The following is a 22,954-nucleotide window of genomic DNA, read 5'->3' as shown; positions in this document are numbered from 1 at the left end:
TACGCGATGTTCGACGACCTCGACACCGACCGGCGGCCGCTGGTCCTCGTCTGGGAGGTCACGCAGGCCTGCGGGCTCGCGTGTCGGCACTGCCGGGCCGACGCGAAGCCGCGGCGACACCCCGACGAGCTGACGACCGCGGAGGGGAAGCGACTGCTCGAAGACGCCGCCGCGTTCGGTGACGGCCAGCTGGTCGTCCTCTCCGGGGGCGACCCACTCGCGCGCGACGACCTCACGGAGCTGGTCGCGCACGGCGACGACCGCGGGCTCCGGATGACGATCACGCCGAGCGGGACCCGGTCCCTCACGCCGGAGCGCGTCCGCGACCTCGGGGACGCCGGGGTCGCGCGGATGGCGCTCAGCCTCGACGGCTCGACCCGCGAGCGCCACGACGCGTTCCGCGGCGAGGAGAGCTTCGCAGACACGGTCGCGGCCGCTCGCGCCGCCCGCGGCGCGGGAATCCCGCTTCAGGTCAACACCACCGTCTGCGCCGACACCGTCGACGACCTCCCCGCGATCCGCGACCGCGTCCGCGACCTCGGCGCCGTCCTCTGGAGCGTCTTCTTCCTCGTCCCGGTGGGTCGCGGCCGCGTCCTCGACCCCGTCTCCCCCGAGCGCGCCGAGGACGCCATGGCGTGGCTCCACGAGGTGTCCGAGGAAGAGCGGTTCGGCGTCAAGACTACCGAGGCGCCGTTCTACCGCCGCGTCGGAATCCAGCGGGCGGAGGCGGGCGAGACCGACGGCGCCGCCCGGCGGCGGGGCGGGGTCACGGCCGGGCGCGGCTTCGCGTTCGTCAGCCACACGGGCGAGGTGTACCCGTCCGGCTTCCTCCCCGAGTCGGCCGGCGACGTCCGCGAGCGGTCCGTCGTCGACGTCTACCGGAACTCCGACCTCTTCGAGTCGCTCCGCGACCCCGACGGGTTCTCGGGGAAGTGCGGCGCCTGCGAGTACCGGCACGTCTGCGGGGGGAGTCGGTCGCGGGCGTGCGCGGTCACGGGCGACCCGACCGGCAGCGACCCGCTGTGCCCGTACGTCCCCGAGGGGTACGACGGGCCGCTCCCGGAGCGGCAGCGAGCCGGAGGCGGGGACGGCGAGCGTTCGGAGCCGGCGGACTGAGGCCGGAAAACGGGTCAGGCGTACGCCTCGAACTCCTGCCCGAACGCGAGGAAGTAGCCCGTGCCGGCGACGCCGATGACCGCCGCGACGGTGAACGCGACCTCCGGGCTGACGAAGTCCCACAGGTAGCCGCCGACCGCCGCGCTCGGGATCACGACCGCGTTCCGGAGCAGGTAGTACGTCCCGGTGACGCGGCCGCCCGAGCCGCTCTCGGCCGGGCCGACGATCAGCGCCTTGTGCGACGGTAACCCGGCGAACCGGAGGCCGGAGAACGCGAAGACGGCGATCATCACCGCCGACAGCGGCAGCACGGGGCCGGCCAGCGCCGGCGCGTAGATCAAGACGACGGGGAAGACGGCGTAGACGGCGAACCCGACGGCGACGACCGGCTTCAGTCCGACCCGCTCCGCGAGCTTCGACGCGGGGACCATGATCAGCAGCGCGACGAGCATCTCGACGCCGAGGAGGTAGCCGAAAAAGGCCTGCGGCGAGAGGCTCACGTCGTACGAGAACCCGGCGAGCGCGACGGTGGTGTCGAGGCCGACCTCGAAGAACTGGGTGACGACGAGGACGAAGAACACGTACACCATCCCGTTCGCGAACCGGACGAGCGTGTCGCCGACGAGCAGCGGCCGGAGCGGCTCGGGCATCTCGCGGAGGTCCCGCCGGATCCGATCGAGCCCCGCGAACGAGTCCCCGAGGGAGTCCCCGCTCGCGTCGTAGCGGACGTGCTGGACGAGGGTCCCGAGGACGCCGAAGCCCACCGCGACCGCGAGGACGAACTGGAAGCTTACGGTGAACTCGGCGCGCAGCCCGATGAGCACGGCGGCCAACACCGGCCCGACGAGGAACGCCGTCCGCCGGAACGTCTCCGTGCTGGCGAACCCCGCCGCCAGCCGCGAGGGGTCGGTCGCCTGCTTGACCACCGCGAACGTCGCGCCGAGCCCGAACGACTTCCACGCCTGCGCGAGGACGAGACCGACGAAGATCCAGACCCACGGCTCAACGGTGACCCCGGCGACGGTTATCGCGCCAATTCCGGGCGCGACCAGCCAGACGAGGAAGCCGAGCGTCGACAGCAGGCCGAAGACGGTGAGCGCGTACCGCGACCCGATCCGGTCCGAGACGGCGCCGCCGGGGTACGGGTACAGCGCGGAGATGACGTTGCCGAACGTGCCGAACAGGCCGACGACGAACCCCGATGCCCCGAGCGCGACCATGTACTCCGGGAGAAAGCGGTTCGTCATCTGGAAGCCTAAGCTGTACGCGAACATCGCGACCGATAGGACGAACACGTCCCGCTCTAACGCGAAGAACCGGCGGAACGCGTCCAGCGCCCCGGACTCCTCCGCGCCGCCGGCGCCGTCCCCGTCGCCGCTCATGGGGCCTTCTTCGGCGTCGTCGAGCGGGCACGGTCGTCGGCTCCGAGCGGTGCGGGCGGCGCGGTGGCGGCGGCCATACGCGTCGTCGGTCTCGCGTCGGCAAAAATCCACTTCGTCGGAGCGAGGTCGGTTCCGTCCCCCGCCGCGTCGGAGCGGACTTATTTTTGATAATTTGCGGCGTACGCTTTTACGCGTTACTCGGTTCGATCCAGTATGAACCGACGGAGAGAGCGGGACGAAGTGGTTCACGTCGGATCCGACGCGGACTGGGTCCGGCGGGCGGCCGCGGAGTTAACGGCCGTCGCGGGGCCCGAACGCGTCGCGTCCTTCGACGAGGCGGCCGCCGTCGCCGCCACGGACCTGACCGACGTGCGGCTGGTCGTCTGCGAACTCCCTCCCGAGTCCGGCGTCGAACCGCTCGTCGCGGTCCGGGAGGCGCTCCCCGAGGCGCCCTCGCTCGCGGTCGTGCCGGACGCCGCCGGCGTCGACGACGCGCTCGCGGCCGGCGCGGCGGACGTGTTCGTTCGCCGGGAGGGCGTCGACGAGACGACGCTCCTCGCCCGTCGGATGGACGCGGTCGCGACGGCCCCCGTCGAGTCGTCGCTCGTCTCGGAGTCGACGGAGCCGCTCCTCGACGCGATCGACGACTCGTTTTAGGCTCTCGACGCGGACGGCGCGCTCACGCGATGGAACGACCGCTTCCGCGAGGTCACCGGCTACGACGACGGGGAGTTAGAGGGGATGCACGCGCTGGAGCTCTTCGCCGGCGCCGACATGGGCAGGGTAGCCGACGCGATCGAAACGGTGTTGGAGACCGGTAGCGCCGTCGTCGAGGCGGAATTGGTCGCGAAGGACGGCGAGACCGTTCCGGTAGAGTACACGGGAGCCCTCGTGACTGAACCCGACGGATCGCGGGAAATCGTCGGTATCGGCCGCGACCTGATCGAGCGACGCGAGCGCAGGGAACGGCTGGTGCGACTCCGGCAGGCCGTCGAGACCATCGCGGACAACGCGCCGCTGACGCTGTTCGAGGTCGAGGCCGACGGGGAGATATCGACGGTCCGCGGCGAGACCCTCTCGCGGCGGCTCGGGCGCCCGATCGCGCCCGGGGACGCGATCGGGGAGGCGTTCGCCGGCCACCCCGAGATACGCCGGAAGGTCGAGGCCGCCCTCGACGGCGAGTCCGCCCACGCCTTCGTCGACGTCTCCGACTCGACCTTCGAGGCGTGGCTTCAGCCGGCGCTGGACGAGACGGGGACCGTCGCCCGGGTGGTCGGGCTCGCGCTCGACGTGACGGAGCGCGAGGAGCGAGCGGCGATGCTCGACCAGATTCGGGCGAGCGCCGGCGAGGTCATCTGGATGTCCACGCCCGACAAGGAGTCGATGGACTTCGTCAGCGACGCCTACGAGGAGATATGGGGACGTCCCCCGGAAACGCTCGGGGAGGATCCCACGTCGTTCGTCGAGGCGATACATCCCGACGACCGCGAGCGCGTCAAGGCGGCTCTGGAAGCGCAGCGCGAGGACCCGGACGGGTACGAGGAGACGTACCGGGTGGTCCGCCCGGACGGGGAGGTCCGGTGGGTCCACGACCGGTCGTCCGGCGTTTACGAGGACGGCGAACTGACACGCGTCGTCGGGATCGCGAGCGACATCACGGTGCGGAAGCGCCGGGAGCGGGAGCTCCGGCTGAAGAACCGCGCCGTCGAGACGGCGCCGGTCGGCATCGCGATCCACGAGACGACCGAGCCGGGGAGTCCGATCGCCTACGTGAACGACGCGTTCGAAGCGATCACCGGCCACGACGGCGACTCGGTGGCCGGCGAGAGCCTGTCGGTGCTCGGCGGCGACGACGCCGACCCGGACCGCGTCCGGGAGATAGCGTCGGCGGTCGAGGCGGGCGAGCGCGGCTCGGAGACCCTCGTCCTCCACCGGGGAGACGGGACGCCCTTCTGGGGGCGGGTGGCGGTCGCCCCGGTCGTCGACGGCGACGGCGAGGCGACCCACGCCGTCAGCTTCGTTCAGGACGTGACCGAGTCGAAGGAGCACGAACAGGAGATCGAGCGGCACCTGACGGAGTTCGGCGAGGTGCTCGCCGAGGACCTCGGCGTCCCGCTCCGAGAGGCGAAGGAACGCCTGAACGCCGCGACCGACGACGAGCCGGAGGCGGAGATCCGCCGGGCGGAGCGGTCCGTGGAGACCGCCGTCTCGCTCGTCGACGACCTCGCGACCGTTCACTCCTTCTCGGTCGAGCCGCGACGCCTCTCCGAATCGATGCGCGATTCGTCCGCGAACGCCGGACGGGACGAATGAGATGAGGGGACCGCGAGTCGGTCCCGCTCGGGTCGGAGGCTGATCCCCGTGGAGCTTCCGGTGTCGACGGTGGTCGTCTGCGAGACGAACAGGACGCGGGGCGACCTCTACGGGCTCTGGCTCGACGACTACGACGCACGGCGCGCGCTGACGACCGCGCAGTTCGTCGAGTCGTTCGACGCCGGGGTCGCGGTCCTCGTGCTGGACGACGCCTTCGGGGAGGAGGGGCCGGAGCCGGTCCTCGAACGGGTCGGATCGGAGGCGTCCCACTGCCGGGTGATCGGGATCCGAACGCGGTCCGACGACGGCTCGCGGTCGGCGTACGACCGCGTCCTCGAACGGCCGGTGTTCGAGGCGGACCTCACTGAGTGCGTCGAGACGCTGTCGTACCGGGCGAACTATCACCTGTTGCTCGACCGGTACTACCGCACCACGGCCCTGATATCGACGTACGAGTGGCGGGCCGACGAGGACCCGGACGACAAGGAGCGGTACGAGCGGCTCCTGAGCCGGGCTGAGCGGCTACAGGAGTACCTGAACGGGATCCGACCCCGGATGAGCGACGCGGACGTCCGCGCCGTCGCGGAGTCGATCGCCGTCCCGGAGGTCACCGACGACGACGCCGGGAGGTCGGTCGAGAGCAAGTACCGGCCCGACGAGTGTGCTCGATGCGGACAGGACTGGAGCGAGTCGGTGGACGGCGGCGACGCGGCCGCGAAGCTCGGGGCGTACGTCTGGCGGTGCGTCAGCTGCGGCCACGTGGACATGCGCGCGGACCCGAACCACCGACACGTCAGCTCCTTCAGGCGCTGAACGGAACGGGGGCGTCAGTCGCTCCGCGCCTCGGCGTCGCGGACGAGCTCCCGCAGTTCGTCGATCGAGAGCGGCTCGACCCGTTCGCGCGTCCCGTCGCTCGTGTAGAACAGGCTCGTCTCGACTTCTTTGCCGTCGAACCACTCGTCGAGGACGTGGTAGTAGACGCTGAGCTGCTTTTCGTACTCCGACTGCGCGCGCCGCGTCGAGTCGGTCTTGTAGTCTATCACCTCGACCCGGTCGGCCGTCTCGCGGACGAGGTCCGCGATCCCCGAGACAGTGACGCGGCGGCCGTCGACGTCGATCGGGAGCGTCACCGGCTCCTCGACGTGTAGCTCGCCCGACAGGCCGTCGAGCAGTTCGACGACCCGCCGCTCGTGGTCGTTCGAGGGCGTCACGTCGTCGCCGAGCGCGTACGCCTCCGCGAAGTCGTGAACGCGCGAGCCGAAGTCCATCCCCCGCGTCTCCGGCTCCGTCTCGGGACCGGTCTCGGTCCGCTCGCCGGTCTCGTCGAACACCGAGTCGTCCATCAGCGAGTGCGGGGTGTGACCGATGGGCCCGTCCGGCTCCGTCACCGCGAACGGTGACTCCGCGTCGGCCGGCTCGTCGCGCTCGAACGGCTCGACGTCCGGCTCGACTTCTTCGACGGCGACCGGCAGCGCGTCGAGGAACGCGTTCGGCTCCTCGCCGGCCGCGAACACGACGTGGCTCTCCGCCCGCGAGACCGCGACGTAGAGCAGCCGGCGCTCCTCGTCGTACCCCCGCGGCAGGCAGCGCCGGATGACGTCGTGACGCCAGTCGTCGTACACGTGGGGGTACTCCCGCGCCTCGGCGTAGCGCTTCCGCCGTCGGAGCCCGACCGGGTCTCGGTACTCGATGACATCCGAGCCGCCGGCCCGGGGCGGGAAGCTCCCGTCGTTCATGTTCGCCATGACGACGATGGGATACTCCAGCCCCTTCGCCGTGTGAATCGTCTGGACCGTCACCGCGTCGTCGCCCGCGCTCGCGCTCACGTCGACCGTGCTCCCGGTCTCGATACCGCGCTCGATGAACCGGATCACGTCGCCGCGGGTGGCGGTCGTCGAGTCGTGGACCGACTGGACCGTGTGGAGGAGCACGTCCGCGGTGTCGCCCGCGAACCCGTAGCGGTCGAGGACGCGGCGCGCGACCGCGCCGACCGACTCCAACTCGCGGAGCGCGTCCCGGAACGCGGCCGGGTCGTCGGGGTACGACCCCGTCTCCAAGACGCGGTCGATCTCGTCGAACGCGTACCCGGCCCGTTCGAGGACGACCGCCCAGCCGCGGTCGGCGTCCGACTCCAAGATCCGGAGCCACGCGAGCAGCAGCTTCGCCGGGTCCGTCCGGAACAGCTCGACCCCGCCGTCGTAGGCCAACGGGAAGTCGCACTCGGCGGCGACGTCGAGGAGCTCGCGGCCGTAGTCCCGCGTCCGCGTGAACACCGCGACGTCCCCGTACTCGGGCGGGCGCGGCTCGCCGTCCTCGCCCTCGACCGCGTAGTCGTCGTCACCGACGATGTCTTGCACCTTCGAGAGGACGGCCTCGTGTTCGTCCTCGTGCCGGATCCCCTCGACGACCGTGTTGTCGAAGGCCGCGTTCGCGGAGAGCTCGACGACGTCGTCGAGCGGGGCGTCGACGTCCTCCCCGCCGGTCGCCGGCGCCGCGATGGCCCGCTCGGAGAGGTCGATGACCGACGCCGTCGACCGGTAGTTCTCCCGCAGCTCGATCCGCGTGAGGTCGCTCCCGTCGAGTTCGACCCGCTCGGCGTCGTCGTTGAGGTCCGCGGTGAACCGCTCCAGCCGCTCCTCGAACTCGAGGATGTTGCGCACGTCCGCGTACTGGAACGAGTAGATGCTCTGCTTCCAGTCCCCGACGGCACAGAAGTTGTCCGCCCCCGAGAGGAGCAGCGCGAGCTTGAACTGGATCTCGCTCGTGTCCTGGAACTCGTCGACCATGACGTACTCGAACTGCGCCGCCTCGCGGACCCGCGGGTTCTCGCGGAGGAGCACGAACGCGAACAGCTGGAGGAAGCCGAAGGTGAGGTAGTTGCGGCGCAGCGCGAACCGGAGGTACTCGACGTACGCGTCGTGGACGAACGCCTTGAGATCCGACCGGTCCTCGCGGAACGCCTCCCGCGCCACGTCGTCGTCGAGCCGCTTCGTCCCGCGGCCGCCGCGTAGCTCCGACTTCGAGGGCGCGTCCGGCGGGTACGCCTTGTCCCGCCCGAAGCCGCTCAGGTCCTCGCGCAGTTCAGACTGCTTCCGGCCGTCGTTGCGGGGGCGGTTCGCGGCGTCGAACAGCTCCTCGAACGCCTCGAAGTCGCCGTCGAGGTGCGCTTCCCCGTCCCGGTACCAGCCGTCGGTCGTGGGGAAAATCCCCTTCGAGGCGAGCTCTCGAATCAGGCCGAGCAGCTCGCCCGGCTCGGGGAGGACCCGATAGAACGCGGCGTGCTCCGGGTGGTCGTCCCGGAACGCGCCGAAGAACTCCCGGAACCGCTCGGCCTCGATCAGCTCGTCGTCGACGAGCCGCGTCGAGCCCGTGATCCGCTCGTCGAGGCCGAGGTGCGTCGGGGCGGCGTGGCCGTGCTCCCGCAGCACGTCGTGACAGTGCGAGTGGAACGTCCGGATCGGCGCGTCGGCCAGCTCCCGCAGCCCGTACGCGCTGCGGTCGACGATCCGCTCTCTCATCTCCGTCGCGGCGCTGCGCGTGAACGTCGCGAGCAGCACGTCCTCCGGCTCCACCTCGGGGCGGTCGACGATCCGTCCGTACCGGCGGGCGACGGCAAACGTCTTCCCCGTCCCCGGGCCGGCGTCGACGAGGTACGTCCCCTCGGTGTTCTCGATCAGCTCCCGCTGTCGGTCGTTCGGCGTCGGGTCGGTCATCGGTCCCCCCTCAACAGCAGGTCGCGGTTGTCCACCCGCCGGTAGTTCGGCTCGCCGCCGAGCCCGTCGACCGGGAAGCGCTCCTCGCCCGCCCGCCGGCGGTTCACCTCTTCGAGGCGCTCGTCGACGAACGACTCGAACGCGTCCAAGTCCTCCCGGAAGAACGCCCGCCTGCGGACGCCGTTGAGCGCCCGGATCGCCTGATCCGCGCCCTTCTCGGCGTCGACGCCGTCGGCCGTTCTCGCGTCGACGGCGGCCGCGAACCGCTCGGCGAACGCGGAGGCGCGTAGCTCGTCTCGGTCCGTCGTCTCGGGGAACGACAGGTCGGTCACGACCTCCTCGTAGGCCGCGTAGCCGAGGTCGTCGAACGTCTCCCGGCAGTCGTTGTAGCCGTCGAGCAGCGTCTCGTACGCCTCTCGGGAGCCGACGTACTCGTCGAACGAGGAGGGGTGGTAGGTGACGGTCGCGAGCGCGTCGTCGAGGTCGGCGTCGCCAGCGATCACGTCGTCCATCGGCTCGAGGAAGTGGAAGAACGTGAACTCCAGCCGCTCGTCGGGCCGGAGCGTCCGGTAGTAGGTCAGGTACAGCGCCGTCTGAAAGTTCGGCGCGTCCGCCGGCGGATCGGTCGCCGCGCCCGCGACGACCTGCGAGGGCCGCTTCCTGCGCCCGCTCTTGTAATCGAGGAGCTGGGCGGGTGAGCGCACGAGGTCTATCTTCCCCTTGACGCCGAGGGCGTCGTCCTCGAACCAGCGCTCGGTGAGCGGGGAGTCGACCGGCTCGTCGAAGCGCTCCGCGAAGAAGTTCGTCCCCCACCCCGACGCCGGCGTGAGGAACTCGTCCGACTCCGGCGCGTTCTCGTCGAGGTACTCCGCGATCAGTTCCAGCCCGATGCGGTACTTCCGGCGGCGGAGCGTCTCGTCCGCGGCGTCGAAGAACGCCTCGGTCTCCCCGAGCATGGCGTCGACGAGGTCGTCGGTGTCGGCCTCGGCGACGACGTCGGGGTGGTTGACGCAGAACTCCGCGAAGTCGTGGAAGAGGTTCCCCTCCACGAACCGCTCGCGGTCGGGAGAGTCGAGGAGGCGTCCGAAGAGGTAGTCGCGCGGGCTGTTGACGTAGCTGTTGAGCGCGGACTGACTGAGCGTCTCGACAGACTCGGCGTCGACGCCGAGCGGTCGGCGGTCGAAGCCGCCGCCGTCCGAGTGCCGTCGCCGTCGGTGTTCGACCGAGTCGAGGTCGCTGAACCGCTCGAACTCCTCGTCGAGGAGGTCCCCGAGGTACAGGCAGGGCGTGACCGGCTCCCCGCCGGCCGCGTCCCGGACGAGGTAGTACCGGCGGTCGCCGCTCTGGAGCAGGCGCTGGAAGTCTCGCACGTAGCGGTCGAACTGCGCCTCGGTGTCCACCCACGGGCGCTGCGGGGCCGAGTGGGTCCACCCCTCGCCCATCCCGAGGTGGAAGACGACGGGCCGATCCACGTAGGCGGACGACTTCGCGTCCGCGAGGAGGACGCCCTCGTTGTCCCTGTCGACGGGGACCTCGTACGTCTGGAGGTAGTAGGCGAGCCGGTCGACCGCGCCCTCCGTCACCGGCTCGCCGGCGAGACCGAGTTCCCGAAGCTCCTCGTCGAAGCGCTCCAGTTCGACGCCCGCCTCGCTCGCGTACGCGTCGATCGCCCCCGCGAACGTCATGTCCGCGACGTCGTCGCGGAACGTCCGCAGCCACGCCACCTCGGGCGCGTCGACCGCCTCCAAGCGACGGTCGCCGTCGGCCACCGGCGCGTCGACGCCCAGCCGCGCGAGCAGCGGGCGGACGTCGTCGACGGTCGTCTCGGAGCCGCGGAAGCCGAGCCTGAGGAGCCGGAGGAACGCCCTGTGGTGCGGGTCGTCGGCAAATCCCGGGCCGCCGTAGAAGGGGACGTCCGCCGCTTCGAGCGCGGACTCGACGAGCGAGGAGTACCGGCTCCCGCCGTCGAGCACGACCGCGACGCGGTCGGCGTTGCGCGCCGAGACCGCGTCGAGGAGCGCGGCGACGACGTCTGTCTCCGACTCGAAGACGTGGAACGGCGGGCGGTCGAACGCCTCGTCGGCGAACAGCTCGACGCGGTCGAACGCGTCCGGGAGGACGTTGCGCTCCAGGGCGGTCAGCTGATCGTAGCCGACGACGGCGACGGATAGGTCGTCGTCGACCGAGTACTCGCTGAGCCGCTTCGACGTCGTTCGGAGGGTTCGCATGACGTCGACGACCTCGCGGGTCGCGTCGTCGACGTAGGCGTCGTAGTCCAAGATCGCGTCGAGGCGACCCCGATGTTCCCAACACTGGAGCACGTTCCCGACGGCGTACGCGATCGACTTCCAGTCGCGGTCGGTCTCCGCGACCAGCCTGAGGAACGCGCGGCGGTCCTCCGCCTGCTCGCGCCGGCCGGCCGCGAGGCGGCGCGGCGTCGTCGCGAACGTCCCGAAGTGAGGGCGGTCGAGGCGGCGATTGATCGCGCTCGCGAGCGCGGCGTCGGGAGCCACGACGAGGTCGTAGTCCGCGACTTCCGCGTAGAGTGACTCCGCGCGTTTCGCTCTCCGAATAGGCACGAATACCGGGAGCCGCACGAGCCGGAAAAAGATAGCGGGGATCGCCCGCGCGGCGACCGCGGGGCTAGAACGCGTCCGAATCGAGCACCCGGTGGGGGACGTTCCTGTCGCGGAGCTTGGAGGTGTGGCGCGGAATCTCGTCGGTCACCGCGACCAGGAGGACGTCGAGACCGAGCATCCCCGCCTCCGCGACGCCCTCCGCGGTCCCGAACCTGATGTCGGGGGTGACGCCGCTCCGCGAGACGAGCGCGTACGCCTCCGTCCCCGCGACCGCGACGAGCCCCTCGTCCGGGACGTGCGCCGAGAGCACGTCCGGCCCCAGGCGGTCGTCGTCGGTCACCGTCGGGACGGGCAGCACCGAGACGCTTCCCGTGTCGTAGTCCACGACGCCCTCGAAGTCGGCCACGCCGACGGCCTCGCCTTTCTCCGCGCTCGTGACGGTGACCGCCGTCGCGGTCCCGCCGGCGGGGTTGGCGTGGAGGACGCCGTCCCGCATCACCAGTCCGACCTCCCTGCCCTCCGCCACGTCGTCGAGCGCGACGGCGGCGTCGACCTGGACGCTCCCGAGCACGTCGGAGTTCACGTGTTCGAGGTACGTCTCCAGGTCGTCGGTTCGGGAGATGAGCCAGTCTACCCCCTCCTTCGTCACCTCGTACCGGCCGCGACCCCCCTTCTCGACGTACCCCGACTCGACCAGATCGCGGACGTAGTCGCTGACCGCCTGCGAGGTCACGCCGATCGTGTCCGCGATCTCGCCCTGACTCACCGCCGGCTGGCGGGCCGCGATCTCCACGAGCACCTGGTAGCGCGTCGCGCTCCGCTTGTTCTCGAGGACGTCCGGCGATCCGCCGCCCGCTGAGTCTCCCATCAGCGAACATTCAGATGCCACAGATAAAGTTTTGTTGTCTATCTCACCGCCGATCCGTGCTAAGGGCGACGCTCGGCGCCCGCTGGCTAAAACAGCGTTTTCCTAATACAAACGAGAGTGCCTCGTGACGCGATACACTTGTACGCCGAGAGCACCGAGCGACGAGGACCTCCGAACGACGCGAAAGCGGGCCGACCGAGCCGGAGCTCAGGCGGTCCTTCGACCCCGCGCTCGCCGGCCTCAGTAGGCACGTCCGCTTCCCACGGAATCACGGGCGCTACGGGATCGTGAACCGCCGAGAGACGGTCACCTCGCTCGGCTCGTCGTCAGAAACATGGGCGCTACAGGATTTGAACCCGTGGCAACTTGGTCCGAAGCCAAGCACTCTGTCCAAACTGAGCTAAGCGCCCGTGCCTCTGCGTACTTTCGAGAGCATGTTAAGTCCCGCGATTCCGAGTCGGCACCCCGCAGTCGGCCGATCCGTCTCGCGTCACCGAGGGTCGGTCGATTCGCGGCCGTGACACGTCCGCGCCCTTCGACGGCGGTCGACCCCCTCCCGAGGCCTGATCCGGCGGCTGAGCGACGCGGGACCGCGCGGAGACGCGGCATCGCCTTCCGAGGGCCGATCAAAAAGAATATTATTCGGAGCGGGCATGTTTCGGTAGTAGATGTGTCCTGGTCGTACGGCCTCGCGGCCGAACGAGTGGCCTGCGCCGACGACGTCGCCCCCGAGGTGCGTCCATGTATGAGCTGACGCCGCATTTCGACGCCGAGGTCGAGCCCGGGACCAACATCCTGTTGACCGGCCCGCCGCTCAGCGGGAAGCGGTCGATCATGATGGACATCCTCGCCGCCGGGACCGAGCGCGACGAGGGCGCCATCGTCGTCACCACGAAGGACGGCGCCGACCGGGTGCTCCGCGACTACGAGAAGCGGACGCCCTACGAGGGCAAGCCCGTCGCCGTCGTCGACTGCGTCACCCGCCAGCAGGGCGGCGACGTCCGGGAGTCCGACCGGATCAAGTACGCCTCCTCGCCGGTGGACATGACCGGCATCGGGATCAAGCTCTCGGAGTTCCTCCAGGCGTTCGGCGACCGCGGCATCGAGCGGAACCGCGTGATGGTCCACTCGCTGTCGACGCTGCTGATGTACTCGGACCTCCAGACGGTGTTCCGCTTCCTCCACGTGTTCACGGGCCGGGTCCAGAGCGTCGACGGGCTGGGGCTGTACAGCATCGACTCGACGGCCCACGACGATCAGGCGATGAACACGCTGAAACAGCTGTTCGACGGGATCGTCACCGTCCCCGAGGACGGCGAACCCGACATCCGGCTCGCCTGACCGGCGACGCGGCGCTCGCATCCTCTTTCGCTCCCCGCCGCTCGGGGGAACCGCTTAATCGGGTCGCGGCCGAAGGGCGAGTCATGCCCATCACCGACGACGAGGGACTCGACCGCCTGCTCGACGCGGAGACCGTCGCGGTCGTCGGCTGCTCGACGACGTCCGGGAAGGCCGCCCACGACGTGCCCGCGTACCTCCAGAATCAGGGGTACCGCGTGATCCCGGTGAACCCGTTCGCGGACGAGGTCCTCGGGGAGCCGGCGTACGACGCGCTCGGTGAGGTTGAGGAGGACGTCGACCTCGTGGACGTGTTCCGCCCGAGCGAGGAGGTGCCGGAGATACTCGACGCCGTCCGCGAGCGCCACGCGGCGCGCGGCGACGCGGGCGCGGTCTGGCTTCAACTCGGGATCAGCCACGACGAGGCGGCCGCGGCGGCGGAGGGGCGCGGAATCGACGTGGTTCAGGACCGCTGTATCAAGGTCGAACACGGCCGTCTACGTAGTTAACACGGCGAGATTGTCGAGATTCACGTTTTCAGACAGCAGTTCGTCCGAAACGGTCGATCGCTGAACCGTGCGTCTCGACCGGTTCCGAGTGAGGAACTGCGGATCAGCGGCGAAGACCTCCAGAGCCCCAGCCGCTCGGATATAAATCGTTGACTACGTCTCGGCGGTGAACACCTCCAAAGCCCCAGCCGCGAGGACTCGCGCGGCCTGCTGCGCCGTGCTTCGTCCTCGCGGCAGCGTGGCGCTACGCGCCACGGGCAGCGAGGGACTCCGTCCCTCTGGCAACCGGGCTTCGCCCGGTGACAGCCGCCGGCGACTGCCCGTTTGAGTCCCACCGCGCACCGCTCCGCACAGCACCTCACGCCTCCCCAGCCTCGCGGCTCACGGCTCGCGGCTTCGCCGCCCGCGTTCGCCGCGTCCCTCGCGCGTGCTGTCGCCGGCGCTACGCGCCGTTTGTAGCCGGCGGCAGAGCCGCCGGCGACGCCACCGCCCTCTTTTATAAGAGATAACCGTCGCCCGGAGCCAAGTTAACTATCCCACCGCTCGCGATCACGGCGCCGCTCTCACACGTATCACCCCTCCCACTCCTCGAAGCTCCGGTAGACGCCCTTCGAGAGGTAGCGCTCGGAGGAGTCACAGAAGATGGTGGCCACCGACTCGTGCGGGGCGTCGACCGCGCCGTCGCGGATGTCGCGGGCGACTCGCTTCGACGCGATGGCGTTCGCGGCGGCGGAGGAGGCGACGAGCTGTCCCTCCTCCGCGGCGAGTCGACCCATCTCCTCGTGGACCTCGCGGTCGGGGACGGCGATAATGTCGTCGACGACGTCGGGGTCGAACAGCTCGTTCCGGTCGATGTCGTGGGTGCCGATCCCCTCGGTCTTGTACTCCTCGTGCTCGACGTCCTCGCCGAGGAACTCGCGGTAGGCGGAGCCGGCGGGCTCGACGGCGGCGACGTAGGTGTCGGGGTCGCGCTCGCGGAAGTACTCCGCGAGGCCCATCAGCGTCCCCCCGGTGCCGCAGCCGGCGACGACCGCGCCGACCTCGCCGTCGAGCGCCTCGTCGATCTCGGGCGCGGTCGTCTCGTAGTGCGCCTCGACGTTGAGCGGGTTCGAGAACTGCTGGGGGACGACGGCGTCGTCCAGCTCCTCGGCTATCTGATGCGCGCGGTCGATCGCGAGTCCCATCCCGTCCTCGCTCGGGGTGTTGACGACCTCCGCGCCGAGCGCGCGCATGAGCTGCTGTTTCTCCACCGAGAAGCGCTCGGGGACGACGAAGATCGCGTTCAGCCCCAGCTGCTTGGCCGCGACGGCGAGTCCGATCCCGGTGTTGCCCGCGGTCGGCTCGACCACGGTGCCGCCCTCGCTCACGTCGCCGCACTCCAGCATGCGTTCGAGCATGTACTTCCCGATGCGGTCCTTGACGCTCGCGCCGGGGTTGAACGACTCCAGCTTGGCGTACACCGGCACCGCGTCCGGCGCGTCGTGGACCCCGACGAGCGGCGTCTCCCCGACCGTCTCCAACACAGACGACAGGGGCTCCCGATGGGTGGTCATAGGCCGGCAAACGTTGCCGCGGGATTTGTGTGTTGCCATCGCTCCGTCCGGATCCGGAGGTCCCGAAAACCGGCGGTCGTTTCCGGAAGTCTGGTGTAAGGCGGGAGAGGGGAGCGTCGCGGAACGGAGCGGGCGACCGACCGAGTGTGCGAATCCGCGGCGCGGATCGAACACACTTATGCCCGTCGTCCGGCTCCGACCCTGTATGAGCGAGACCGATGCGGAGGCCGAGGTGACGGTCGTCCTGCCGGACGGATCAGAGCTGACCGTTCCGGCGGGGTCGACAGTCGAGGACGTCGCCTTCGAGATCGGCCCCGGGCTCGGTCGCGACACCGTCGCGGGGAAGATCGACGGCGAACTCGTCGAAAAGTACGCCGAGGTCCACGACGGCGCGCGGATCGAGATCGTCACCGACCAGTCGGACGAGTACCTCACGGTGTTGCGCCACTCCGCCGCCCACGTGTTCGCGCAGGCGCTCCAGCGGCTCCACCCGGAGGCGACGCTGACGATCGGCCCCCCGACCGACGACGGCTTCTACTACGACGTGACCGACGTCGACGTCGACGAGGACGATCTGGCCGCCATCGAAGACGAGATGGACGAGATAATCGCGGCCGACTACGACATCGAGCGCGAGGTCCGCTCGCGCGAGGAGGCGAAGGAGGTCTACGCCGACAACGAGTACAAACGGCAGATACTCGACGAGGAGGCCGACGGCGAGGAGGTCACCTTCTACGTCCAAGACGACTGGGAGGACCTCTGTCAGGGCCCCCACGTCGAGTCGACCGGCGAGGTCGGCGCCGCGACGCTGCTTGAGGTGTCGGCCGCCTACTGGCGCGGCGACGAGGAGAACGACTCGCTGACGCGGGTGTACGGCACCGCCTTCGCGAGCGAGTCCGACTTAGCGGAGTACCTCGAACTGCGCGAACAGGCCCAAGAGCGCGACCACCGGAAGATCGGCCAGGAGATGAACCTCTTTTCGATCCCGACGGTGACCGGGCCGGGCCTCCCGCTGTACCACCCGCCGGGAAAGACGGTGCTGCGGGAGCTCTCGGACTTCGCCAACGAGCTCAACCGCGAGAACGGCTACGAGGAGGTCGAGACCCCCCACGTGTTCCGGACGGAGCTGTGGAAGCAGTCCGGCCACTACGAGAACTACAAGGACGACATGTTCCTCCTCGACGTCAACGACGAGGAGTACGGCCTGAAGCCGATGAACTGCCCGGGCCACGCGACCATCTTCGACCAGCAGTCGTGGTCGTACCGCGACCTCCCGCAGCGCTACTTCGAGAACGGGAAGGTGTACCGCAAAGAGCAGCGCGGGGAGCTGTCGGGGCTCTCCCGCGTCTGGTCGTTCACCATCGACGACGGCCACCTGTTCGTCCGTCCGGACCAGATCCGTCAGGAGATCGAGTCCGTCATCGAGATGATCTTCGAGGTCGTCGAGACGCTCGACCTAGAGGTCGAGGTCGCCCTCGCGACCCGACCCGACAAGTCCGTCGGCGGCGACGAGATCTGGGAGTCCGCCGAGGAGCAACTCCGCGACGTGCTCGACTCGGGCGGCTACGACTACGACGTCGAGCCGGGCGACGGCGCCTTCTACGGCCCGAAGATCGACTTCGGCTTCGAGGACGCGCTGGGCCGCGTCTGGGACGGCCCGACGGTCCAACTCGACTTCAACATGCCCGACCGGTTCGACCTCACGTACACGGGCGAGGACAACGAGGACCACCAGCCCGTGATGATCCACCGGGCGCTGTACGGGAGCTACGAGCGGTTCTTCATGGTGCTCATCGAGCACTTCGACGGCAACTTCCCGCTGTGGCTCGCGCCGGAACAGGTCCGGATCCTCCCGGTCTCCGACGAGACGCTCGGCTACGCGCACCGCGTGAAAAACGAGCTTGAAGACGCCGACTTCCGCGTTGAGGTCGAGGACCGCGACTGGACCGTCGGCCGCAAGATCCGCGCGGGCCACGACGACCGCCTCCCGTACATGGCCATCGTCGGTGACGACGAGCAGGAGGCCGGTACCGTCTCGGTCCGCGACCGCTTCGAGAACCAGCGCGGCGACGTCGACCTCGACGACTTCGTCGACCACCTCGTCGACGAGCGCGCGGAGAAGCGGACGGAGCCAGACTTCGTCGACGGCGAGTAATCGAGCGGTTCAGGCCGGTTCGACGCCGCTGACCTCGAACCGCGCGCCGCCCGTTTCGGACTCGACGACCCGAACCGACCAGCCGTGCGCGTCGGCGATCTCCGCAACGATGTTCAGCCCGAACCCCGTCCCGTCGGTCGTCGTGGTGTACCCGGTCTCGAACACCTGCTCGCGCTCGTCTTCGGGGATCCCCCGTCCGTCGTCGGCCACGTAGAACCCGTCGCTGTCCGCGAGCGCGCCGACGGTGACCGTCACCTCCCCGCCGCCGTGCTCGACGGCGCCGCCGGACTCCGTCCGGCTGTCACCGGGCGGAGCCCGGTTGCCCGAGGGACTCCGTCCCTCGCTGCTCGTGGAACCGTGTTCCACGCTGTTGCGGAACAGGTTCTCTAAGAGCTGCCGCAGCCGCGCCTCGTCCGCCAAGACCCCGAGCTCGTCGACGGCCGTCCGGAGCGTTCCGCCCCCCTTGTCGGTCGTCTCCCAGGCGTCGGCGGCGAGCGCGACGAGGTCGACCGGCTCGGGGTCGTCGACGGCGTCCCCCTCGCGCGCCAGCGTGAGCAGGTCCTCGATGAGCGTCTCCATGCGCGAGAGCGACCGCTCGACCGGCTCGACGTGCTCGCTGTCGCACTCCTCCGCGAGGAGCTCCATCCGCCCCCGCGCGGCCGTGAGGGGGTTCCGGAGGTCGTGGCTCACGACGCTGGCGAACTCCTCTAGCCGGTCGCGCTCGCGTTCGAGCCGGTCGGCCGCGCGCTGCCGTTCCAGCTCGTAGCTCACCCACCGCGTCAGCAGTTCGACGAACGTCCGCTGAGTGTCGGTAAACGGCTCGCCGCGGGGCGTCGTGGCGGCGAAACACAGCGTCCCGTACCGGTCGCCGTCGACCTCGACCCTCCCGCCGATGTACGTCTCCAGCCCGAACGTCTCGTACGCGGGGTCGCCGGTCCGCCCCTCCTCGGACGCGTTGACGATCGTCAACAGGCTGTCGCGCTCGATGGTCCGCTTACAGTACGCCTCGTCGAGTGGACAGGTCTCTCCGGGCTGTAACAGGGGGTGTTCGGCGTGGGACACCTCGACGTGTTGGGTCCCGTCCCCGATGCGCGTGAGAAACCCGTTGGGCACGTCGAGGTACTCGCAGCCGAGCGTCAAGATTGCCTCCACCTTCTCCTCGAACGTGCGCTCGTGGTCCGAGGAGACCGCGTAGAGCCGCTGGATGGCGTGGAGGCTCTCCCGCTGCCGGCGCTCCAGTTCGCGCTGCTCGGTGACGTCTCGCAGGTAGACGGAGAGCCCGCTCTCGGAGGGGAACGCCCGCGCCTCGAACCAGGTGTCGAGCGGCTCGTAGTAGGAGTCGAACGAGACCGGCTCCTGGGTCGACATGGCGCGGTGGTACCGGTCGTGGAACTCCGTCTCGGTGGACCCGGGGATCGAGTCCCACAGGTTGCGCCCCTCGACCGACTCGCCGGGACCGACCGCGTCGTCGCTCATCGCGGACCGGAGGATCCGGCGCCCCTCCTCGTTCGCGTACGCGACCGTCCAGTCCGCGTCGAGGGCGAAGAACCCGTCGGCCATCCGGTCGAGGACGGCCTGGAGGTTCTGGTCCGATGCCGATTCGCGGGCGGGGCCGGACATGGGAGCACGTACGCGCCGCGGGGATTTAGTAATCGGGATCCGCTGTCGCGGCGACGCACGGCGACGCGCTCGCGTCGCGCCCCCGTCGCGCTCGCGTCGATCGGTCCGCCGACCGGGGTGACGCGCCGCGGTTCCGTCGGGTTTTTGCCCTCGCTCGTCGGGATCGGACGTATGTCAAACCGGTACGCCGAACTCGGCGTCGACGAGCGACCGCCCGAGGTCGGAGAGCTGACGCCGCCGGACCGAACGCTGATGGGTCCCGGGCCGAGCGACGTCCACCCGCGCGTCCTCAACGCGATGAGCACCCCGCTCGTCGGCCATCTCGACCCCACGTTCGTCGAGGTCATGGACGAGGTCCAGGAGCTGTTGCGCTACACGTTCCGCACGGACAACAAGTGGACGATCCCGGTGTCGGGCACCGGCTCCGCGTCGATGGAGGCCGCGATCGGCAACCTCGTCGAGCCGGGCGACACGATGCTCGTCCCGACGAACGGCTACTTCGGCGGCCGGATGAAGTCGATGGCCGAGCGCGCGGGCGGCGACGGCGTCGAGGTGTCGGCCCCGTGGGGCGAACCCCTCGACCCGGTCGACGTTGAGCGCGCGTTCGAGGAGCACCAGCCGGACGTGTTCGGGTTCGTCCACGCGGAGACGTCGACCGGCGTCCTCCAGCCGAACGTCCCCGAACTGACCGACATCGCGCACGCCCACGACGCGTACGTGATCGCGGACTGCGTCACCTCGCTCGGCGGCGTCGAGATGCGCGTCGACGAGTGGGGCGTCGACGTCGCCTACTCCGGCCCGCAGAAGTGCCTCTCGTGTCCGCCCGGGGCGAGCCCGCTCACGCTCAACGACCGCGCGATGGACAAGGTGCTAGACCGCGACGAGCAGCCTCGGTCGTGGTACCTCGACCTCTCCCTCTTGGAGGGGTACTGGGGCGACGACCGGTCGTACCACCACACCGCGCCGATCACGAACGTGTACGCGCTGCGCGAGGCGCTCCGCCTCGTCGCAGAAGAGGGGATCGAGGAGCGGTGGGCGCGTCATCGCCGGGTCGCCGGCGACCTGAAGGCGGGCCTACAGGAACTGGGCCTCGAAATGAACGCGCCCGACGAGTACTGGCTGCCGAGCCTGAACGCGGTGCGCGTCCCCGACGGCGTCGACGACGGCGCCGTCATCGACCACCTCTTGGAGGAGTACGACCTCGAAATCGCCTCGGGCCTTGGCGACCTCGAAGGCGACATCTGGCGGATCGGCTGTATGGGCTACTCCGCCCGCCCGAAGAACGTCGAGTACGTCCTCGCGGCGCTGGAAGACGCGCTGAGCGAACAGGGGTACGAGGCCTGATAGAGGGCTGATCAGAGGCGGAACCGATCTCTGGCCGGGACGATTTCGTCAGAGTTCTCGACCGGTGAGATATCCTCCCCCGGATAGGGGCGATACGGATCCAGCGACGAGCGATGGCGGGTGTACGTCGCTTAGTGTGATGGCGTGGTCACTTATAAGCCGAAGCGCGGTGTTTCTGTCCGCTGTTTATAATTGATCACGCTTGTGCGGTGGGGGCTTCCAAAGCCCCAGTCGCGACGGCTCGCGCGCCTTGCTGCGCTCCTCAGTCGCTCGTTTCACTCGCTCCTTGCGGTGCTTGCTGCGGCGTGCTTCGCCCTCGCGACTGCCCCTTTGAGTCCCGTGCCCCGCACCGCCCCGCACCTCACACCTCCCCAGCCTCGCCGCTCACGCCCTCCGGGCGTTCGCGGCGTCCCTCGCGGGCTGGCTCGCGGCCGCCGGTGGCGGCCGCTCGCAGGCGCGCCACCGCGCTCTCCATTTATAATCCCTCGTCGCTGTCGCTCACGGCCATTTAAACACCACATCGCAGCCGCCGATCTGTAACACCCACTCCCGTCGTCAAGCAAGAACCACCGTTCAGCGATCAACCCCTTCGGACGAGAACGTCTCTGAATCCGGACGCGGTCGATGTGCGAGCCGCGGGTCACAAATGCCCCCTACCACGTCGTTAGCGCCGCGCGTCCGTGATCGCGCGAGAGGATCGCGAGGAACGCCAAGACGCCGGTGATCGCGAACGCGCCGCCGACGTAGAAGACGGACGCCATGCTCACCTCGACCATCAGCCAGCCGGCGATGAGGGGGCCCGCGACGGAGCCGGGTCGCCAGACGAGTTCGCGGATCCCGAAGCTGGAGGCGACGCCGCCGTCGTCTGTGCCCTCGTCGGCGAACAGCGCCATGCTCGCCGGCTCCCGGAAGGAGTCCGCCACGCCGAGCAGCCCCGACAGCGCCACCAGCGGCAGGTACGCCGGCGGCAACTGGCCGAGGATCGGGACCGTCACGTCGGTGCCGAGGGCCGTGCCGACGGCCGGAGCGAACGGGATCAGGACCGCTATCGCGCCGTAGGCGCCGCCGCCGGCGAAGACGAACAGCGACCGGCCGTACGCGTCGGAGAGCCGGCCGGTGAACAGCTGTCCGACCATGTTCGTCGCCTTCTCGGCGGTGACCGTCACCGCGACCGCGGTCGCGCCGACCGCGAGTCCCCCGGCGGCCAGCTCCGTGCCGGCGTAGATCGGGATCCACGTCCGCACCATCGTCACCGCGAAGGCGTACTGCGCGCGGAACGTCGAGATGGTGAGGATCTTGCGGTTCACCGCCAGATCGGAGAACGGGAACCCCTCGATCCGCGTCGGGTCGGCGTCGAGCATCCCCCACGTGACCAGCCACGCAACCACCATCAGCGCCGTGATGAGCGTGAACACCGGGCCGAACCCGACGGCGTCGTAGATGGCGCCCGCGCCGAGCGACCCGAGGATCGAGGCCCCGAAGGAGGCGGCGTTCGCCTTCCCGATCTTGTCTGCCCGCGTGCCGGCGTCGGCTATCTGCCCGACGAGCGAGAGCGTCATCAGCCCCGCGCCGGTGACGACGAGCCCCTGAAGCGCGCGGACGAGGATGAACGACCCCGACGAGTCGGCCAGCGGGAAGAGGGCGTAGACGGCCGCGCCGGCGCCGAGGACACCGAGCAGCACGAGCCGCTTGTCGAAGCGGTCGCCCGCCCACGCGAGCGGTACCACGGCGACGGTCTGCGCGAGCGTGAAGCCGGTGGTGTACATCCCGATGATGAACCCGGCCGAGATGGTGACGCCGAGCACCGTCGTCGCCTGCGGGTCGAGCGTGTTGATGTACGTCGGCAACAGGGTGATGAGCGTGATGAACCCGAACCCCTCCGCGAACCGCGTGAGGTAGAGCGCCCAGAACTGCGAGCGGTTCGCCCCGTTGCCCTCGTCCGCGTTGCTCACACCGGATGGGTGCGCACCGCCTCAAAAGGGGTTACGATTCGAAACGTCCGCGGCGTCGGGCGACCGAGACCCGGCGTCGGAGTTATGTCGGACACCGAGAGACGCCGTCGCATGGGCGACGCGGCCTGCGACCGCCGGCTCTGTCCGGAGTACGACCTCGCGGTCTCGTGCGCCGACGAGGTCTGTCCCGAGTGCGGGGCACGGATCGAGGACGCCGACGCCGGAGACCGGACTCGTGGGTGAGGCGTCGAAAGGCATCGGTACCCGCCGGCGTGTGAGACAAAACGGCTATATGAGAAGCGGGCCGGGCGCGATTTGAACACGCGACCGACGGATTAAGAGTCCGTCGCTCTCCCTAACTGAGCTACCGGCCCTCACAAGTTCGTATCCGCGTCACGGTAAAAGGCCTTTTCATTCGACCACGTCGCCGCGTCGCGGACACCCGACAAATCGCACGAATGCGGCGACATCCGAGTCGGAGACCGGGGGAGCCGCTCGGGAGCGAACACGCG

At 69.7% G+C, this 22,954-nt stretch carries 16 protein-coding genes, 2 tRNA genes and 1 pseudogene; 10 read left to right on the top strand and 9 right to left on the bottom strand.

What is annotated here, in order from left to right:
* The first annotated feature begins 6 nt into the window (after positions 1–6).
* On the top strand, positions 7–1,116 hold the full coding sequence (locus tag KI388_RS04780) for a radical SAM protein (RefSeq protein ID WP_215088230.1): 1,110 nt from the start codon (positions 7–9) through the stop codon (positions 1,114–1,116).
* A 14-nt stretch (positions 1,117–1,130) separates the two neighbouring features.
* Here the strand turns inward: KI388_RS04780 and KI388_RS04775 are convergent, their stop codons facing one another.
* Positions 1,131–2,498 (bottom strand): MFS transporter, encoded by a 1,368-nt coding sequence (locus KI388_RS04775; RefSeq protein WP_215088229.1) that lies wholly within the window; start codon positions 2,496–2,498, stop codon positions 1,131–1,133.
* Between the two features lie 213 nt (positions 2,499–2,711).
* Here KI388_RS04775 and KI388_RS15245 point away from each other — a divergent pair, with 213 nt between their 5' ends.
* The 4 genes and pseudogenes from KI388_RS15245 to KI388_RS04765 all read left to right on the top strand — a co-directional run bounded on the left by KI388_RS15245 (position 2,712) and on the right by KI388_RS04765 (position 5,624).
* Entirely contained in the window at positions 2,712–3,155 is a 444-nt protein-coding gene (locus tag KI388_RS15245) for a hypothetical protein (protein ID WP_251133211.1), read from the top strand.
* Positions 3,156–3,215: 60 nt separating this feature from the next.
* Positions 3,216–3,410 (top strand): annotated as a pseudogene (locus KI388_RS15240) (PAS domain-containing protein); the annotation flags it as partial.
* A gap of 405 nt (positions 3,411–3,815) precedes the next feature.
* A complete protein-coding gene (locus KI388_RS15235; protein WP_321169313.1) occupies positions 3,816–4,811 on the top strand; it encodes a PAS domain S-box protein in 996 nt (331 codons plus the stop codon).
* Positions 4,812–4,859: 48 nt separating this feature from the next.
* Positions 4,860–5,624 carry a response regulator receiver protein gene (locus tag KI388_RS04765; RefSeq protein ID WP_215088228.1) on the top strand — a complete coding sequence of 255 codons (765 nt, stop codon included), beginning with the start codon at positions 4,860–4,862 and terminating at the stop codon, positions 5,622–5,624.
* Positions 5,625–5,638: 14 nt separating this feature from the next.
* On the opposite strand, the gene KI388_RS04760 is transcribed toward KI388_RS04765, so the two are convergent.
* The 4 genes from KI388_RS04760 to KI388_RS04745 form a co-directional block, all read right to left on the bottom strand.
* A complete protein-coding gene (locus KI388_RS04760) occupies positions 5,639–8,524 on the bottom strand; it encodes an ATP-dependent DNA helicase (protein WP_215088227.1) in 2,886 nt (961 codons plus the stop codon).
* Positions 8,521–11,103, bottom strand: a complete 2,583-nt coding sequence (locus KI388_RS04755) for a PD-(D/E)XK nuclease family protein (protein WP_215088226.1) — start codon at positions 11,101–11,103, stop codon at positions 8,521–8,523. The genes KI388_RS04760 and KI388_RS04755 overlap by 4 nt, the downstream gene beginning before the upstream one ends.
* A gap of 64 nt (positions 11,104–11,167) precedes the next feature.
* Complete coding sequence (locus tag KI388_RS04750) at positions 11,168–11,971, bottom strand: MarR family transcriptional regulator (protein ID WP_215088225.1); 804 nt, start codon at positions 11,969–11,971, stop codon at positions 11,168–11,170.
* A gap of 335 nt (positions 11,972–12,306) precedes the next feature.
* Positions 12,307–12,381 (bottom strand) — tRNA-Arg (locus KI388_RS04745).
* 331 nt (positions 12,382–12,712) lie between these two features.
* Here KI388_RS04745 and KI388_RS04740 point away from each other — a divergent pair.
* Together KI388_RS04740 and KI388_RS04735 are read left to right on the top strand one after the other, a co-directional pair.
* Positions 12,713–13,312, top strand: coding sequence for a recombinase RecA (locus tag KI388_RS04740; protein ID WP_215088224.1), 600 nt, complete (start codon positions 12,713–12,715; stop codon positions 13,310–13,312).
* Between the two features lie 83 nt (positions 13,313–13,395).
* Positions 13,396–13,818: a CoA-binding protein gene (locus KI388_RS04735; RefSeq protein WP_215088223.1), complete on the top strand. Its 423-nt coding sequence runs from the start codon at positions 13,396–13,398 to the stop codon at positions 13,816–13,818.
* Between the two features lie 572 nt (positions 13,819–14,390).
* On the opposite strand, the gene KI388_RS04730 is transcribed toward KI388_RS04735, so the two are convergent.
* Positions 14,391–15,371: a PLP-dependent cysteine synthase family protein gene (locus KI388_RS04730; protein WP_215088222.1), complete on the bottom strand. Its 981-nt coding sequence runs from the start codon at positions 15,369–15,371 to the stop codon at positions 14,391–14,393.
* A gap of 178 nt (positions 15,372–15,549) precedes the next feature.
* Here KI388_RS04730 and thrS point away from each other — a divergent pair, with 178 nt between their 5' ends.
* Entirely contained in the window at positions 15,550–17,526 is a 1,977-nt protein-coding gene (thrS, locus tag KI388_RS04725) for a threonine--tRNA ligase (protein WP_215088221.1), read from the top strand.
* 9 nt (positions 17,527–17,535) lie between these two features.
* On the opposite strand, the gene KI388_RS04720 is transcribed toward thrS, so the two are convergent.
* On the bottom strand, positions 17,536–19,146 hold the full coding sequence (locus tag KI388_RS04720) for an ATP-binding protein (RefSeq protein WP_215088220.1): 1,611 nt from the start codon (positions 19,144–19,146) through the stop codon (positions 17,536–17,538).
* Positions 19,147–19,317: 171 nt separating this feature from the next.
* Here KI388_RS04720 and KI388_RS04715 point away from each other — a divergent pair, with 171 nt between their 5' ends.
* On the top strand, positions 19,318–20,490 hold the full coding sequence (locus KI388_RS04715) for an alanine--glyoxylate aminotransferase family protein (protein WP_215088219.1): 1,173 nt from the start codon (positions 19,318–19,320) through the stop codon (positions 20,488–20,490).
* Between the two features lie 653 nt (positions 20,491–21,143).
* Here KI388_RS04715 and KI388_RS04710 read toward each other — a convergent pair.
* Complete coding sequence (locus KI388_RS04710; protein ID WP_215088218.1) at positions 21,144–22,442, bottom strand: MFS transporter; 1,299 nt, start codon at positions 22,440–22,442, stop codon at positions 21,144–21,146.
* A gap of 111 nt (positions 22,443–22,553) precedes the next feature.
* Here KI388_RS04710 and KI388_RS15495 point away from each other — a divergent pair, with 111 nt between their 5' ends.
* Entirely contained in the window at positions 22,554–22,685 is a 132-nt protein-coding gene (locus KI388_RS15495) for a hypothetical protein (protein ID WP_256441520.1), read from the top strand.
* Positions 22,686–22,742: 57 nt separating this feature from the next.
* Here KI388_RS15495 and KI388_RS04705 read toward each other — a convergent pair.
* Positions 22,743–22,816: transfer RNA gene (locus KI388_RS04705), tRNA-Lys, on the bottom strand.
* Between the last annotated feature and the right edge of the window lie 138 nt (positions 22,817–22,954).

It is taken from the genome of Halorubrum sp. 2020YC2 (assembly GCF_018623055.1).
Classification (GTDB): domain Archaea; phylum Halobacteriota; class Halobacteria; order Halobacteriales; family Haloferacaceae; genus Halorubrum.
This window is presented reverse-complemented; position numbering and strand designations above follow the sequence as displayed.

What these genes read in the sequence shown, in the direction of transcription:
- KI388_RS15495 (WP_256441520.1), top strand. Translation starts at nt 22,554, where the DNA reads ATGGGCGACGCGGCCTGCGACCGCCGGCTCTGTCCGGAGTACGACCTC.
- KI388_RS04760 (WP_215088227.1), bottom strand. Translation starts at nt 8,524, where the DNA reads ATGACCGACCCGACGCCGAACGACCGACAGCGGGAGCTGATCGAGAAC.
- KI388_RS04780 (WP_215088230.1), top strand. Translation starts at nt 7, where the DNA reads ATGTTCGACGACCTCGACACCGACCGGCGGCCGCTGGTCCTCGTCTGG.
- KI388_RS04720 (WP_215088220.1), bottom strand. Translation starts at nt 19,146, where the DNA reads ATGTCCGGCCCCGCCCGCGAATCGGCATCGGACCAGAACCTCCAGGCC.
- KI388_RS15235 (WP_321169313.1), top strand. Translation starts at nt 3,816, where the DNA reads ATGCTCGACCAGATTCGGGCGAGCGCCGGCGAGGTCATCTGGATGTCC.
- KI388_RS04730 (WP_215088222.1), bottom strand. Translation starts at nt 15,371, where the DNA reads ATGACCACCCATCGGGAGCCCCTGTCGTCTGTGTTGGAGACGGTCGGG.
- KI388_RS15245 (WP_251133211.1), top strand. Translation starts at nt 2,712, where the DNA reads ATGAACCGACGGAGAGAGCGGGACGAAGTGGTTCACGTCGGATCCGAC.
- KI388_RS04750 (WP_215088225.1), bottom strand. Translation starts at nt 11,971, where the DNA reads ATGGGAGACTCAGCGGGCGGCGGATCGCCGGACGTCCTCGAGAACAAG.
- KI388_RS04715 (WP_215088219.1), top strand. Translation starts at nt 19,318, where the DNA reads ATGTCAAACCGGTACGCCGAACTCGGCGTCGACGAGCGACCGCCCGAG.
- thrS (WP_215088221.1), top strand. Translation starts at nt 15,550, where the DNA reads ATGCCCGTCGTCCGGCTCCGACCCTGTATGAGCGAGACCGATGCGGAG.
- KI388_RS04735 (WP_215088223.1), top strand. Translation starts at nt 13,396, where the DNA reads ATGCCCATCACCGACGACGAGGGACTCGACCGCCTGCTCGACGCGGAG.
- KI388_RS04740 (WP_215088224.1), top strand. Translation starts at nt 12,713, where the DNA reads ATGTATGAGCTGACGCCGCATTTCGACGCCGAGGTCGAGCCCGGGACC.
- KI388_RS04775 (WP_215088229.1), bottom strand. Translation starts at nt 2,498, where the DNA reads ATGAGCGGCGACGGGGACGGCGCCGGCGGCGCGGAGGAGTCCGGGGCG.